11 protein-coding genes are annotated in these 15,182 nt (G+C 47.9%); 8 read left to right on the forward strand and 3 right to left on the reverse strand.

Annotation, left to right across the window (positions count from 1 at the left end):
• Positions 1-194: 194 nt before the first annotated feature.
• The 4 genes from RID53_RS33960 (at position 195) to RID53_RS33975 (ending at position 4,094) form a co-directional block, all read left to right on the forward strand.
• On the forward strand, positions 195-1,043 hold the full coding sequence (locus tag RID53_RS33960; RefSeq protein WP_446392289.1) for a hypothetical protein: 849 nt from the start codon (positions 195-197) through the stop codon (positions 1,041-1,043).
• Between the two features lie 239 nt (positions 1,044-1,282).
• Positions 1,283-1,837: a DUF5666 domain-containing protein gene (locus RID53_RS33965; RefSeq protein ID WP_446392290.1), complete on the forward strand. Its 555-nt coding sequence runs from the start codon at positions 1,283-1,285 to the stop codon at positions 1,835-1,837.
• 91 nt (positions 1,838-1,928) lie between these two features.
• Entirely contained in the window at positions 1,929-2,606 is a 678-nt protein-coding gene (gene rppA, locus RID53_RS33970) for a two-component system response regulator RppA (protein WP_446392291.1), read from the forward strand.
• 3 nt (positions 2,607-2,609) lie between these two features.
• Positions 2,610-4,094: a sensor histidine kinase gene (locus tag RID53_RS33975; protein ID WP_446392292.1), complete on the forward strand. Its 1,485-nt coding sequence runs from the start codon at positions 2,610-2,612 to the stop codon at positions 4,092-4,094.
• Here the strand turns inward: RID53_RS33975 and RID53_RS33980 are convergent.
• Positions 4,035-8,738 carry an Hsp70 family protein gene (locus RID53_RS33980; RefSeq protein ID WP_446392293.1) on the reverse strand — a complete coding sequence of 1,568 codons (4,704 nt, stop codon included), beginning with the start codon at positions 8,736-8,738 and terminating at the stop codon, positions 4,035-4,037. The genes RID53_RS33975 and RID53_RS33980 overlap by 60 nt on opposite strands.
• A 175-nt stretch (positions 8,739-8,913) precedes the next feature.
• On the opposite strand from RID53_RS33980, the gene RID53_RS33985 reads away from it, so the two are divergent.
• Positions 8,914-9,111 (forward strand): hypothetical protein, encoded by a 198-nt coding sequence (locus RID53_RS33985; RefSeq protein ID WP_446392294.1) that lies wholly within the window; start codon positions 8,914-8,916, stop codon positions 9,109-9,111.
• A 436-nt stretch (positions 9,112-9,547) separates the two neighbouring features.
• Entirely contained in the window at positions 9,548-11,599 is a 2,052-nt protein-coding gene (locus RID53_RS33990) for a DICT sensory domain-containing protein (RefSeq protein WP_446392295.1), read from the forward strand.
• A gap of 170 nt (positions 11,600-11,769) precedes the next feature.
• Here RID53_RS33990 and RID53_RS33995 read toward each other — a convergent pair whose 3' ends face one another.
• Positions 11,770-12,087, reverse strand: a complete 318-nt coding sequence (locus tag RID53_RS33995) for a hypothetical protein (RefSeq protein WP_446392296.1) — start codon at positions 12,085-12,087, stop codon at positions 11,770-11,772.
• 275 nt (positions 12,088-12,362) lie between these two features.
• On the opposite strand from RID53_RS33995, the gene RID53_RS34000 reads away from it, so the two are divergent.
• Complete coding sequence (locus RID53_RS34000; RefSeq protein ID WP_446392297.1) at positions 12,363-12,893, forward strand: O-acetyl-ADP-ribose deacetylase; 531 nt, start codon at positions 12,363-12,365, stop codon at positions 12,891-12,893.
• Positions 12,894-12,896: 3 nt separating this feature from the next.
• Complete coding sequence (locus RID53_RS34005) at positions 12,897-14,252, forward strand: inorganic phosphate transporter (RefSeq protein ID WP_446392298.1); 1,356 nt, start codon at positions 12,897-12,899, stop codon at positions 14,250-14,252.
• 111 nt (positions 14,253-14,363) lie between these two features.
• Here RID53_RS34005 and RID53_RS34010 read toward each other — a convergent pair whose 3' ends face one another.
• Complete coding sequence (locus RID53_RS34010; RefSeq protein WP_446392299.1) at positions 14,364-14,981, reverse strand: hypothetical protein; 618 nt, start codon at positions 14,979-14,981, stop codon at positions 14,364-14,366.
• Positions 14,982-15,182: the final 201 nt, after the last annotated feature.

The raw sequence follows: 15,182 nt of genomic DNA on the forward strand, positions 1-15,182 counted from the left end.
TTTTTATCGATGTACCTGGAATGATGGGTCTATCCGCTCATCTGTGTAACGCCTTTCTTAACCATTATTAAATTTAACAATGATCCCATTAATTGATCGATGTAAAGAGTTTGTGAAGAAGACCAAAAACTAGAGAATTAAACTTTGGACTTATGTATTCTGAATATTAGTAAGCTGATTATAGCATCACTAATATGAATAAGCTATTAATAACAATAACCTTATCCCTAGCTATTCTTCTCGAAGCTTTAGGAGTAAATTCGGCAGGTGCATTAACGATAAGAAGTTGGGACAGCGCAAATCAGCGTGGGGGTGACTTATTTAATGCCGGAAATGGTGCATTGCAATATGGTGCATTCAGCTTAAGTCTTCTGGAACGTTTACATACTATCCTTCCAGGAGTATCAACCCTAACCGAGGCAAATCTTGCTGACGTTGATATATTCTTTCATGGAGCGTCCTCAAAAACACTGACGAACACTGAAAGTAGCGTGCTGAGAAATTTCGTCAAAACTGGTGGTTGTCTGATTATTGAAGCCGATTCAACTCGTTCTGAGCAGACATCGGCTAATTCTGTACTGGAATCGCTAGGACTCGGTTCCCGATATACAGGTGTTGTCGGTGGTGTCAATTCTTCTACAGGTGGCACGTTTACAAATACGGTGTCTCTAACCACTGTCGGCACATTCGGCGACCTCAGAGGTCAAACATTTGGTACATCTTTAGCCACTGATATTAACCCAATGGTAACCGATATTTCTTCACATGGAGGGATGCTGATTGGTACAAATGGCTCAATCAGGTCGATAGTGGAATTTCAGCCCTTTGCTAACGGTGGTAAAGTCTTGGCTGTTGGTGATCCCTACGGTTTTAATCTTTTCCAGAGTTCAGATGATTCTTTGTATAATTCTAACAATCAAAAAGCCTATTTAAATTTCATCGAGTCTAAACAATCGAGAATACCTGTTCCGGAAACATCAACGGTATTGGGTCTATTAACATTAGGGACTTGTGCTGTGGGAAACAAATTCAATAAAAAATGATTAAACCATGGATAATTCAGAAAATCCCCGGGGTGACAGTAGGGGGATATTGTCGCTGATTGGGGAGACGCATTGATGTGCGAATCGGCAGTTAGGGAGGCGGATTTCGGGTAGTCTCAACCCTCACAGGTGTCAAGGCTAGCCAGTTTTTGGTTTAATGTATCGTTTTGCCTGTCATTTTGTGGTCATTTTTCATCAGTATATTCATTATTGTTCCTCAACAGTGTCAGGACTAAACCATGAAACGCATCAAAACATTAACCTTGATCGCCGCCGGAGTCTTGTCTACCATCGCTGTGCCACTTGTGAGCCATACACAGACAACCTACACGGGAACAGTTGAGCGGGTGTGGGAAGATGGATTTCATTTCAGAACCGGCGATCGCAGCTTCAAGGTGGATACATGGGAACTCTACGGTGATAACACAGCCGAACAGATTAAAATAGGCGATCGCGTAACCATCTCTGGAGAATTTGAAAATGGCGAATTTGATGCCAACTCCCTCACCAATGCGGCTACCTCTAAACCTTCAACGACCGATACGGAAACTGCCACACCGTCACCGGTGAGCCGCGCCCAGACAACCTACACAGGAACAGTTGAGCGGGTGTGGGAAGATGGATTTCATTTCAGAACCGGCGATCGCAGCTTCAAGGTGGATACATGGGAACTCTACGGTGACAACACAGCCGAACAGATTAAAATAGGCGATCGCGTAACCATCTCTGGAGAATTTGAAAATGGCGAATTTGATGCCAACTCCCTCACCGATGCGGCTACCTCCACACCTTAAACAGGGCGGCTAAAAGTGTTTTGTGGGCTGTGGAAGGCACAAATGCCAAATCCACAGTTCCGATCATAGACTCTCACCCACGCCACAAGATATGCGAATCTTGCTCGTCGAAGATGATCCAGAACAAATTGAACCCCTCCACGCCGCCTTGACTCGTTCAGGACATATCGTCGATGCGGTGGAAGATGGAACAACCGCCCGATGGCTGATGGGCGAAAAAGACTATGACTTGCTCATTTTAGACTGGATGTTGCCCGGTGAGGATGGTATTTGTCTGTGTCAGCAGTATCGTCAGGCAGGAAAAGCCGCTCCCATTCTCATGCTGACGGCAAAAGATACCATTGCCGATAAGGTGATGGGGTTAGATGCTGGCGCCGATGATTATCTGGTCAAGCCTGTGGATATTCAAGAACTGCTGGCGCGGGTGAGGGCTTTGCGGCGACGAGCGCCCCTCTGGTGCGGTGACGTGGTGCAAGTTAGCGATCTATCCCTGCATCTCGACACCATGCGCGTGGAACGGGGAAGCGTTAGCCTGAAACTAGCAAGCCGGGATTTTCAACTTCTGGAGTACATGATGCGCCATCCCCACCAGATCCTCACTCACGATCAGATTGAACAGGCACTATGGGAATGGGGAGAGGAACCCGAAAGTAATGCGGTAACCGCTCGGATTAGACGCCTGCGTCAACGGTTGCGCGAAATCGGTGTAGACGGTTGGATTGAAACCCTCTACGGCACAGGTTATCGTCTTGAACCTCCTTCGGATTGAGATATGACTCATCCAGTTTCTGTTGTTCATCAACGCTGGCAAACACTGCCGATTCGAGTGCGGGGAACCGTGATTATTGTACTTCCCGTAACCTGTTTGTTCATGGCATTGTCGGCATTTGCCTGGTTGAAAGCCAGCTTGGTGGAAGATGAAACCTGGGTGCAACACACTCAAATTGTGCGTTTGGAAACCAAACGTCTCTTGAATGCCTTGGTTGATGCGGAAACCGGAGTTCGAGGGTATGGATTGACCCAACGAGATGAATTTTTGACTCCTTACAACCGGGCTAAAGCGATTATTCCTAAATCGTTGGATCGATTAGAACAACTGGTACAAGACAATCCTCAACAAACCCAACGAATACAGGATATTCGGACAGGGGTTGATGAGAATCTAAGGATTTTTCAACAGAAATTAACCTTACAGCGAGAACTAAAACTCATTCAGGGACAAACCGATATTTTTGTTCCAGTTGCCTCTCTCTATGCGTGGTTAGAGGAAGGAAAAGCGACGATGGATGCTACCCGAACAGAAATCGATCGCTTTGCCCAAACCGAGGAAGAATTATGGGTACAACGCCGACAACACCAAGACTTTTATCGACAAATTACCTGGATTGTGTTATGTATTTTTGGCGTAATTGGGACGCTCAGTGCCTGGTTTGCCGTTCACCTTTTCTATCAGTTGGAACGAGAGTTAGCCAACCGGGAAGATCGCTTGCGTCAAACGAATCAACGTTTGGAGATTGTCTGTGAGCAACTCCAACGATTTACCGCCAATGCCTCTCATGAATTGCGGGCGCCTTTAGCGGCAGTGTTGAGTAATGCTCAGGTGGGATTGATGGATCTCGATGACTTGGAAGAGGAGTCAATTCCACTGCGCCAACGACTCGACAAGATTGTCAATTTGACCAAACAGATGAGTTCACTGGTGAGTGACTTGTTATTTTTGGCGCGACATGAAGGGTTATTGGCGGCTGATTCACTCCAATGTGTTGATCTGACCGATTTATTAAGTAATTTAGTGGTCGATTGGCTACCGCAAGGGAAAACCCATCAGCTAACGCTAACGAGTCAGTTACCCAAAATGGCGGTTGAAGTGAATGCCGATGCCAACTTGTTGCAGCAAGCGATCGCGAATCTCCTCAGTAATGCTTGCCGCTATACACCCGCCGGAGGCATGATCGAACTGCGTCTACTTACACGCACCGATCAAGCCTTGATTCAGGTTGAAGATACTGGAATCGGTATTCCCCCAGAGGCTCTACCTCATCTGTTTGAACGGTTTTATCGCGTTGATTCAAAGCGTGCCAAAGCCTCCGGCGGCTTTGGCTTAGGATTAGCGATCGCACAACAGATTGTTCAGGCTCATGGGGGACACATCAACGTTACCAGCACCCTGGGACAGGGTTCGACGTTTCAAATTTCTCTACCCTTGAACATTTCCACGAAGGCGGCGCAAAACCTCAACAGGAATGGCATAAAATGACTGTTCGCTGTAACTCTGTCCACTAGAGTTCTCCCGTTTGCGCTCCGTGAAGAAGCTTAACAATCCCACAACCTCTCCCAATTGATTCAAAATCGGCGCACCGCTAATCCCCCCCTGAAGCGGAATACTCACCTCTAGCACCCGCTCAGTGCAAAGTTGACTCGGTCGGATACGGTTGACCAAGCCAACATTACAGTAGAGATTTTCTTCAAACCCACCCTCCCCAGGCGCCGGAAAACCAACGGTCAAAATCCGCTCCCCAACCTCAACGAGTTCCGAAAAGCCTAACCGTAATGGAGTAACAGGAGTAGACTCAGGTCGCAAGCACAGGATTGCCACATCGTCCGCGCCCCAAGTCGGTAAATAGATTTCTGTTACCTGGAGACGACCTTCCTTGGTAATTACGCTGACCGCTTCCGGTAAAATGCATTGTCCTGTGGACTGGTTTACGACAACGTGACGGTTGGTCGCCACTGCATCGGGACTAATAACAAAGCCACTACCACTGCCAGCAAATCCGCCTACATTCACCTGTATCCAAACCACGGAGGAGGCATAAATCCGCACCGAATGATTGAGGCTCTCAAAGTCGGGACTGTGAGAGCCAAGCATTGGGGCGTGGTCTAAAAACAATGCGCTATAAGCCTCTCGTTGGCGGGAACGAGCCAAAATTTCCAAACCGAGTTCGACCTGGGATGGAGATAGGGGAGCCTCAATCCGATGAAAATGAGTAATGGCTTCTGAATAGCGGTTAAGACGGAGGAAATGTTGAGCCAGTTCTTCAGCATTTCCCTCAGGGTTAATCGGAAGGTTCTCAATGGCACTCAACCATCTCCTGTAAGTCGCCGCCACGTCTGTCACCTCTTGGGCGGCTGAGCGGGTGCGCTCAAGCAGGCTAGTGCCTTCCTCGATTAATTGCTCCACTTGCTGTGAGACTTGTGTAGAACGCCAATCGAGCGACCCATAACCCTCCAACCAAGTCCGGCTACTCCGGCTCAAGCTGTCCCATCGATCCTGGGCTAACCGTGCCTTCATCTCTAATTCGTCGCGGTTGCGGTAGACCTCAAACAACCTGTCATTGTCTGTCGGAGTCGGCAAATACCGCTCTCGGTGACGTTCATAGTAGTGCAATCGCTGTTGCAAACCGGCTGAGAGTTCCAGAATATTGATCCGTTGGGTCTCTTGCAGCATCTGTGTGAGGTTCCTCGCCAGTTTCTCTAACCCTGTCAGGTGTCCTTGATGAGTCTGAGAGTCTCGGAATCTGGCTTGCAGCGAAGCCGCTTGAGCCGGCGTCAGTAGGTGCGAGTCGGAGATAGTGATGCTGCATTGTTTTCCCGTTCCAGCATCGCGAGCGGTCACAGTCAGAAGGCAATTGCTATCGATATCAAAAGTGACATCGATTTGGGGAATTCTAGCTTGGGCGGGAAGTATTCCTTGCAGAATAAATTGTCCGATCTTAAAATTTTCCTCAGGAACAGAGGATTCTCCCTGAAAGATCTGAATTCTAACGTTGGTCTGATTGTCCTCAACTGTAGTATAGCGTCGTGTTGTTTGAGTCGGGATGGTCGTGTGCTTGGGGATTAAGGAATCAAACTTGAACTGACCCGGTGCTACATAGGATTTAATCCCCAGACTGAACGGAACAGCATCCAACAAGATAGCATCCTGTAGTGAACCCATCAGGATCGCCGCTTGCAGAGCCGCTCCACGGGCAACGGCTGTTAGCGGATCTAAATCCGAGTTAGGGTCTTGGGCAAACACATCCCCAATACACTCACGAACCGCAGGCATCATCGCTCCACCGCCGATGAGAAGTATCCGACTCGGTTGGCGATTAATCTTTTGGCAGGTTGTCCGAATGCGATCCAGCCAAGGTGCAGCTAGGCGTTCGAGTTCGTCTCGTGTCAGTTCCAGGGTGATCGGGCTACCGTTAATCAAATCGGGTAGCTCAATTGTCCAAGCGCTGCGGGAGGACAGTTCAATCTTGAGTTCTTCGCCAGCCTGACGCAGACGGGTGACGGTGCGGCGATCGCCGTTTATATCCTGCCCGGTTTCAGCTTTAATCACCTCTAGAAAATGAGCATACAACACATCATCTAAATCAGCACTGCCAAGTGCATTATCTCCCTCGATTTCCAGTACCTCAAAGACGCTTTCCTCGACTTCAATAATGGAAAGATCAAAGGTTCCTGCTCCCAAGTCAGCGACTAAAATCGTTTCATTGATAGAAGAGCGGGTACGCTGGGCAAGGCAAGCCGCCGTTGGTTCGTGAATTAAGCGCAGGATGTTGATATCCGCCAGCACTCCGGCAGTCTTTGTCGCTTGTTTCTGGGCATCATTGAAGTAAGCCGGTACTGTAATCACAGCATTGGCTAAAGGAATGGTGGGGGGATGTTGATCGAGGTAGGTTATTACCCAGTCCTCTGGCACAGATGTTCCGATCACCTGAGCCGCCATTCGGGAAATTTTCTCACCAATCTTTTTGTGCAGATACTCCCTCGCTAATTCACGGGCGTGGTTAATAATCCGCGCTGAAATTTCTTCAGGACGGTATACCTGACCCCCGGCTTTGAATTTGGTGTCCGTTCCCATCTGCCGTTTAGCTTGAGTGACAATGGCGCGAGGTGATTTCCCCAGCAGCTCGGATATCGGCACACCAACCCGTTCCCGCCCCACTTGATCGATCGCAAACACGGACGGAATCTGCCGTCGCCCCTGCCATTCGACAACCTCTGGCTCTCCTTGCTTTTGGTTATACAGACAAACCACACTGTTACTGGTACCCAGGTCAAGCGCGATCGCATCAATGTAGTCTGCCAGAATCTCCTGAGTCGCGGCTTGCACCCATCGATCCGCTTGCTCTTCAAATCGACGCCTATCTAACGCCTCAATGCTGGGCAACTCTGTAGCAACCAGGTCTAGCCATTTGCCACTCACCAACCCTTGCTCTCCTAGGTCTTTCAGGCGTCGTAGTAAACGCGCTTTTTCCTCGGGCGGTTGCTCCCGTTCGTAGGCTTGAGCCGCGCAAAGTTCCGCCAGTTCCTCGACTTGACCGGCTTTGGTGATTAATTCTTGGAAGCGATGATCGAATACGACCCGCTGATCGCCAAGTTGCTGCCGTCGGAGTTGGGCAGCACGCTGGTATTCCCTCGCCTGTTCGTACATTGAAATCGCCTGTTCGATTTCTCCCAAACGTTCGTAGAGAAGTCCCGCCATAAAGAAGTCACCGCCTTGCTCGAGCAACTGAGCCTTTTTCCGAGGGTTGGGATGGTCTGGATCGGCAGAATCCAGGGCAATCAGGGCTTGACCAAAGGCACCGGCTTTCTCAAATAATAAGGATGCGGCAAAATAGTCTTGAGCTTTCTCTGCCTGGAATCCAGCTTCGAGATAATTACCAGCAGCTTCTTCCAACAGGCTCCATTGTTTGAACAGGTCTTTTTCTGATTGTCCCTGAGTCGTTGGCAATTGGGCTTCAAAGGAGGCTCGAACGGTTCGGATTACTTCCGAGAGCAGGTGTTGGGTGCGATCCGCCTCAGAGCGAAGACTTGACTCGGCAGATTTGTTTCGCCATGCTTGCTCTACGGTTCGTAGTAGGCGAACTGCCTCTAAAAAGTCTTGGCGATCAAGATGCCCTCGGACGGTGTTCTCCATTGCCTCTCGGATATCGAGTATCCACTCAGAACGAATCGCGGGACGGAGTTGGATTGCCAGTTCGAGCTGTCCCATTTGTTGGTAACAGTCGCTGGCGCCCTCGAGGTTGCCAGCTTTTTGAAAGTGTTCTCGGGCATCGGCATAACTCCCTTGCTCCCAGAACCATGAGGCTACGTTCTCATGGGCTTGGGCAATTGTATCGGGGTCTTTGACACGCTCCGCCAAGTCGAGAACGCGAAGGGCAGTTTCTTTACCTGGAACAGACAGGAGGTAACGGATAGCACTGGCGTAATCTCTGGCTACTTCTGCCAAGTTTGCCGCTTCCTCATAGCGCTCCATTAGGGCATAAACCTGATGAATTTGAGGCAGTTGGGTGTCCGGAAATTCTGAGAAGAAGGCTTTCCAGGGATGGCTATCCTCAAAGGAATTGTGGTCTAAATAGGTGGAGAGGATTTCATGGAGTTCGGCTTTAGGGAGACACCCTTGTTCTCGTCGCTTTAGCAACTTCACCAGTAGTCCATTGGTGTCACCAATTCGGGCAGATTGGACACAGATTAGCTGTTGTATCTCGGTTTGCCGTAACGGGTTTTGCAGTCGCCCCGAAAGCCGCCATGCCGCATCGAGGGCTTGAGCCGTTGGCGATTGGGCTTTCAGTAGAACCGAGAGCGATCGCTCTTGCCGAAAGCTGGAATTGGGCTGCCACTCCCCAAAGAGCGGGTCAAATTGCACGATGACTTGGATGAGTTGTGAGTAATCGCATTGCTCAGCCAGGGATAGGGCTTTGCCATAGGTTTTCCAAGCTTTCTCTTTCGCGCGATCGGAAGGGTTAGCAGTGGTTAATTGCTTGTGTAGCGTTTGGCAAGTCACTGTCAACTGCTGCTGGGGTGAGCCGAATCCTGGTATTCGTTTCCGCAAAAAGCTGGGCAAAGTTCTGGTCAGATGTTTGCCTAAAACCTGAAACAACCTCTGTAAGTTTAGGTGCCAATTAAACATCTATGTAAGGATTTAGGTTGAGTGTGCATTATACGACTAAAGCAGAAGGCTGACGGTTACCAGAAGTTCAGTATAGATATAATATCCTACGTCTACAGGGAGTCAACCGTCAAAAAAGGGGAATTGAGTATCTTAGATTACCGTTTTTTAGGAAATGATCACTGACGAGAACGACATGAGATCAAGATTTAACACAAATTCCGGCGGAATCGTTTCTCCTGAAAGGGTAGCAGGAGATTCGAGTCCCTCAACCTCTCGAAGCATGGAAGTGCTGGTACTTTATGCACCTTTGATCGTCCTCAAAACCTTTATTTTTCTGGATTTGGCGAGTTTTGCAGCCAGCCCTAAGGAGTCGGACTTTCATTCAAGTTAATGGTTGAGGTTAGGGAACTCACGGATTTTTAACAGGGAAACGTAAGGATTGAGCGGCTCCTTAACATTTCTTAGTACAGCGGCAAGAATTTATGTCCAGGTACTTATTTGAGTAGCTTACCCGTCCCTTCAGCACTCTAGATCGGGTTCGAGACATTCGCTCAACTGGACATCTCCTCGAAGCCTAGAGAGGAATTTTATCGGGTTCGCTAGGTGGAAGTTACCTTCTTTTTTGTACGATAGGTTGATAGGACAAGTTATCAACTCTCGATGACCCACAGCGGTTCTTTGCCGAATCGTGTTGCTTAATGGCGTTCCCCATACCTGCCGATTGCTCTTAAGCCATTGGGTATTGCGGCAATTTGAATCATAAAAGAGGGGAATTGTCAAGAGTTTGTTGCCAAGCTCAAGCTAAACACTGCTTATCGCTTATTTGAATGATCATCAAAACTTCGGTGCTGGCTCACTTACTCCAAGCCATGCCCCACCTGAGGCAACAAGTATATTTCAAAGCGTCGTTGACCGCACTCTCCCATGCGATGGAAGATCAGGTCTTAGCTGGTTCGGAGCAACCGTTGGTGATTGCCTGTTTTCAGCGAGAACGCTTCTATCGTCAGGAAGCCCATCGCTATCGACGCATTGCCCAACGGACACCTCATGTCTATGTCTTAGCCGCACCAGAAACGGATTTCAAGAATAGCTCAGATCACTACGAAACCGTGGCATTTGATCCGGGCGATGGCTTAAGTCACGAGTGGCATTTAGTGGTGATTGGTTCTCACTACGCCAACTGTTTGATCTGCCGAGAAAAACGTTCGTCTTCCTCCAGTAGCGCCAATGGGGAGATGGATACCTCTCGACGTTTTGAGGGAATTTGGACATTTGACCGGACGGTTAGCGCTAAAGCCGCTGAGTTGATTTTGGATCGCATTGCCACCTATCGACCGGAGTTAGCGGATAAAATCGAGCAGGCAAAAGCTGAGTATATCAGTTTTGGCTCCACTCAACCCTCAGATCGGAATCTGGGAGACTCACCCAATCCTGATCCATTTGTGCATCGGTTGGTGACTTACTTACAAGCGGGTCAGTATAAACTCCTGAAAGCCTATCGCTCGATCACGGCTCAAGAACAACGCGAGCGTTTGGTGAATTCGATTACCACGGCGATTCGGCGATCGCTCGATCCTCATGAAGTTCTAGAAATCGCGGTGCAAGAGTTAGGACGCGCCATGGGTTCCTGTCGCTGTCTACTTTACCGCTGTAAAGCCACGGATACTCAAGCCACGATTACCCATGAGTACCTAGAAACTCAAGGGCGCGATCGCACGATCCTCTGTTCTACTCTAGGTAGTCCTTGGCCCCTAAAAGACAATACTCTGTTTCAAGCGATTGTCGAACATCAAGAGTCCATTTCCGTAGAAGACACCCAACATGATCCTCGGCTGAATCAGACATCCAGTAAAAATGCAAATTCCCCGTCTTCTAAATTAAAGGAATTGGTGCAAACCTTTGGTATGCGATCGTGGCTGATGGTTCCGGTATTGTATCAGGGTCGATTATTGGGGATGGTTGAGTTACACCATTGCGGCGAAACCCCTTATCGGTGGAAGGATGAAGAACTCGCCCTCGTGGAAGCGATCGCAACTCAAGTGGGTGTCGCCTTAATCCAAGCGGAAGCTTACGCGAATTTGCAAGATTTGAACCAACAACTCGCCGCCCTTGACCGGACTCGTAGTAACTTAGTGGCAATCACGGGTCATGAACTCCGTACCCCCCTGTCCACAATTCAGGTGTGCCTAGAAAGTCTCGCCAGCGAACCGGATATGTCACCGGAATTGCGTCAGGTGATGCTGAATACCGCCCTTGACGACGCTGAACGCCTGCGGAAACTGGTGCAAGACTTTCTCACCCTCTCGCGCCTGGAAAGTGGTCGTGTGGAATGGAATGTCGAAGCCCTTTCTCTACAAGAATGTGTTGATTTAGCCCTCAGCCGGATCAACGTCCATTGGTCAGAGGATCGACGACCGAACATTATCACTCAAGTTCCCACAGATCTGCCCTTAGTCCAAGCCGATGGCGAGTGGCTGGTGGAAACCCTTGCCAAATTGTTAGACAATGCCTGCAAATTTACGTCTCCCCAAGGAGAAATCACGATTGGGATTGAAACCAATGGAAATTCGATGTTAAAAGTGACTGTCGCCGATACCGGGCGAGGGATTGAACCGAATCGCCTAGAGGATGTCTTTGATCGCTTTTATCAAGAAGAAGGGGCGCTGCGACGGACTACAGGCGGCACAGGCTTAGGTCTAGCAATTTGTCGCCAAATTGTCAAGGGATGGGGCGGTAAAATTTGGGCAGACTCAGCGGGTAAAGATCAGGGGTCTCAGTTTCACTTTACGGTGCCAATGATTGCGCCAACCTCAGATTCTCAGTCCTCTAAAGGAAAGGGAAAAGGTAGTCGTAAGGGGTCAAGAGTTAAGCGCAAGTGAATTGAGGATTACGCGGTCAGATCAAGTTCATTCGTATGAATTATATTTTGTTAACGCAGAGTACGCAGAGGATACCGCTCCAGGTACGCAGAGGAATTGAGCGGACTTGAATGAAAATTTTAGAGAATTTGGAAACAACTGGAAATGAGAGGAGCCATCCCTATTTTTCCTTAAATTTTATAGCAGGGATTGTTTTTGACGATGGGCGTTTGGACTTCGTTCATCCAGGAATAATCCCAATCGGGTTCGGATTGTTCAGTTAGGGACACCATATCGCCCTGATAGTTTTGATTGATTTGAATGGCTTTAGAGTGCAAATGTTCTGGGACATAGCACAAATCAACGGGCAATCCATGTGCCACCATAAATTCTGCTAATTGCTCAGAATTAATGTAGATGCCTTCTCGATGGAGGCGTTGTAATATTTCCGTAAATGTGTGCCAGCGCTGATCCGTTCTTGGTTGAGATGGTAAGGGTGTGGGTAACATACTAGGCTAGAGCGTCAGTTCAATCTTGAAGAATCATCCCAGAAATAAGCCATCAGGTAGACGGTTCCAGAGGAACATCTATGGGAAGGTTGGGTAGCTAATGGTATCATTTATCGGCTGAGTCTACTGAGTCTTGGTTTTCTACAGAGCCTAACCCAGACGCGATCGCGCCTATCACAACACCACCAAAACTGTTCCCCTACTGCTGAGCTTACCTATCGGTGATCTGTGATGAATCCAACGAAACAGAATTATTTTCCAGGAGGATAATCTTCATGATAACAGGCAAAATAAATGTCATTGAAGGCGATATCACTCAGTTAACCGTTGATGCGATTGTCAATGCGGCAAACACCTCTCTCCTCGGTGGTGGTGGTGTGGATGGGGCGATTCATCGGGCGGCTGGACCCGGTTTGTTGGCAGAATGTCGAGGGTTGAATGGCTGTGAAACGGGTGATGCTAAAATTACTCAGGGTTACAATCTTCCGGCTGATTGGGTGATTCATACCGTGGGACTTGTCTGGCGGGATGGTAATCATGGCGAGGATGCTTTGTTAGCGAGTTGTTATTATCGGAGTTTAGAATTAGCTGAGCAAAATAATATTCGCAGTATTGCTTTTCCGGCAATTAGTACGGGCGCTTATGGGTTTCCGCCAGAACGGGCTGCCAGAATAGCTGTAGGTACAGTTAAGCAGGTTTTAGCAGAAAAGACAACTATCGAACAAGTGATTTTTGTTTGTTTCTCTACGCAATCCTATAATCACCATCGGCAAGCCGTGCAGGACATTATCACAAATAAGGGATAACGAGTGATTTCAATAGCTCTAATTCAACTCAGTTTAACTGCCATTCTTGCCTTCTATGTCGCTTGGAATCTAGGCGCTAATGATGTGGCGAATTCCATGGGAACGTCAGTTGGCTCAAAAGCGGTTACGCTACGACAAGCGCTAATTATTGCAGGAATTTTGGAGTTTACGGGTGCGGTTTTATTTGGTCAAGGGGTGGCGACAACGTTAGCCACGCGAGTGATTGATCCGACGTTATTTGCCCAAACGCCACAGGTGTTATTACTGGGGATGATGTCTGTATTACTCGCTTGTGGGTTATGGTTACAAATTGCCACCAGTCTGGGGTTACCTGTCGCCTCATCCCATGCTGTAGTTGGCGCGATCGCCGGATTTTGTTGGGTGGCGATTGGGGTGCAGGCGGTAGATTGGGGAACCTTGGGGCGTATTTCGTTAACTTGGATTATTACGCCTGTTGTTAGTGGTAGTTTAGCCGCCGTATTTTATAGTATTATCAATACCTCAATTTTAAGGCAAAGGAATCCGATGGTTCAGTTCCGGGAATGGATTCCTTGGCTAAGTGCTATTCTTTTGAGTATCTTTGGCGCGATTGTTATGCCAAGTTTATTTAATCGTCCTCTATTTTATGCCTTGCCAATTCCTACCCATGATTTACCAATTATTACGGTTTCAGTGGCGGCTATTGTCCTGAGTCTGATTAGTTGGCGTCAGTTGGAACGTAGCCCTTTAATTCTACCTGTTAATCCTGAAGAATCAACAGATAAGGATATTCGCCTCTGGGAAACTGGAGAAGCAGAAATTGAAGCTAATATTGCCCCACCCCCTAATGCTGTGTCTCCCTTTCCCTCACCAATTGAGCAACAACTGGCACGGTTTCAAGTTCTCAGCGCTTGTTTTGTAGCATTTGCTCACGGTTCCAACGATGTCGGGAATGCGATCGCTCCCTTAGCGGCGATCGCGTATATTATTGCTACGGGTACGGTTCCCCTCACGGCGTTTGATATTCCGTTGTGGATTCTCATCATTGGTGGTGCTGGTATCGTTGCAGGGTTAGCTGTTTGGGGTAAAAAGGTGATTACTACCGTTGGGGAAAATATTATCCCGTTGCAACCTAGTAGTGGATTCTGTGCCGAAATTGCCACGGCGACAACTGTTTTACTCGCCTCCCGCTTCGGTTTTCCGGTTTCAACGTCTCACGCTTTAGTGGGTGGTATTGTTGGCATTGGATTGATTCAGAATTGGCGCACAGTTCGCTTTCAAACCCTTAAATCGATTGCTCTGGCTTGGTTGATTACGCTACCTGTAGCCGCTAGTTTAGGGGCGATTATTTTTATTAGTTTACGTGGGATTTTTCTTTAGGCTCTTAAACAAGGGCGGGTTTTGTTGCTCATTTATCGGTTCTTCATTAGCGTTAGTCCCTAAACCCGCCCCTACAATTGACCATTTGATTGACTTGATTCGAGAGAATGCTTATTTATTAAATTTTTCGGCGATATAACCAATCCGATCAACAATATCGGCAACCTTACTAATGTAATAATTATTTTCGTTAACCGATAGTGTCAAGTTTTCTAGCAATAAAAACGACCAGACTTCCCCATCGGTGATAATGCCGTAGACTTGATCTTGCTGGAACTTCTTGAGAGTGGCATACATTTCAGCGACACATTGCCCTAACCCATCAGATAGACTGCTTTTTTTTACTTCAACCACTGAAATAATCGGCGAGATAAAATCAATCTCATCAAGACTTAAAGCGCAATCGTATTTACCATTTAAAGGGTGAGGCAAACCCGGTGTTTCCTCTGGATTAATATCAACGGGTGGTTCAAAAAAGATACCGAGATTATAAGTGTCGCTAGCTTCCCACAAAATGTGAGATACTAAGAGGCTGCCTCGGGTTGCTTCGTTATCCGATTTGGACAGGCTAATGCGAGACTTCATCTTTTTCACGGCTACCTGCAAATCAGGATAAGACTGATCTGTGGGGTGAAAGTTGTTAAATAAATTAGCGTCTTTCAATAGCGTGATATTAAAGATAGCTTTTAATTCAGCGGCTGAGTATTTTCTATAGTCACCAAAAGACATAATGTGCCTTCAGAATTAGGTAAAAATAGCGATTTGTCCTGTACAGGTAACGGTTGTACTATGATAACGTTTGTGCGATCGCTCACCAAATTCGCGGTTCAGTGAGTTCCTGTTGCCGATAGCGATCGCCTTCTAACCAAAATACCCGCAATTCGTCAGTATAGCGGTCGAAGACGATGTAGTAGGGAATGCTCTTTTCAA

Source organism: Coleofasciculus sp. B1-GNL1-01 (genome assembly GCF_040220235.1).
Classification (GTDB): Bacteria; Cyanobacteriota; Cyanobacteriia; order Cyanobacteriales; family Coleofasciculaceae; genus Coleofasciculus.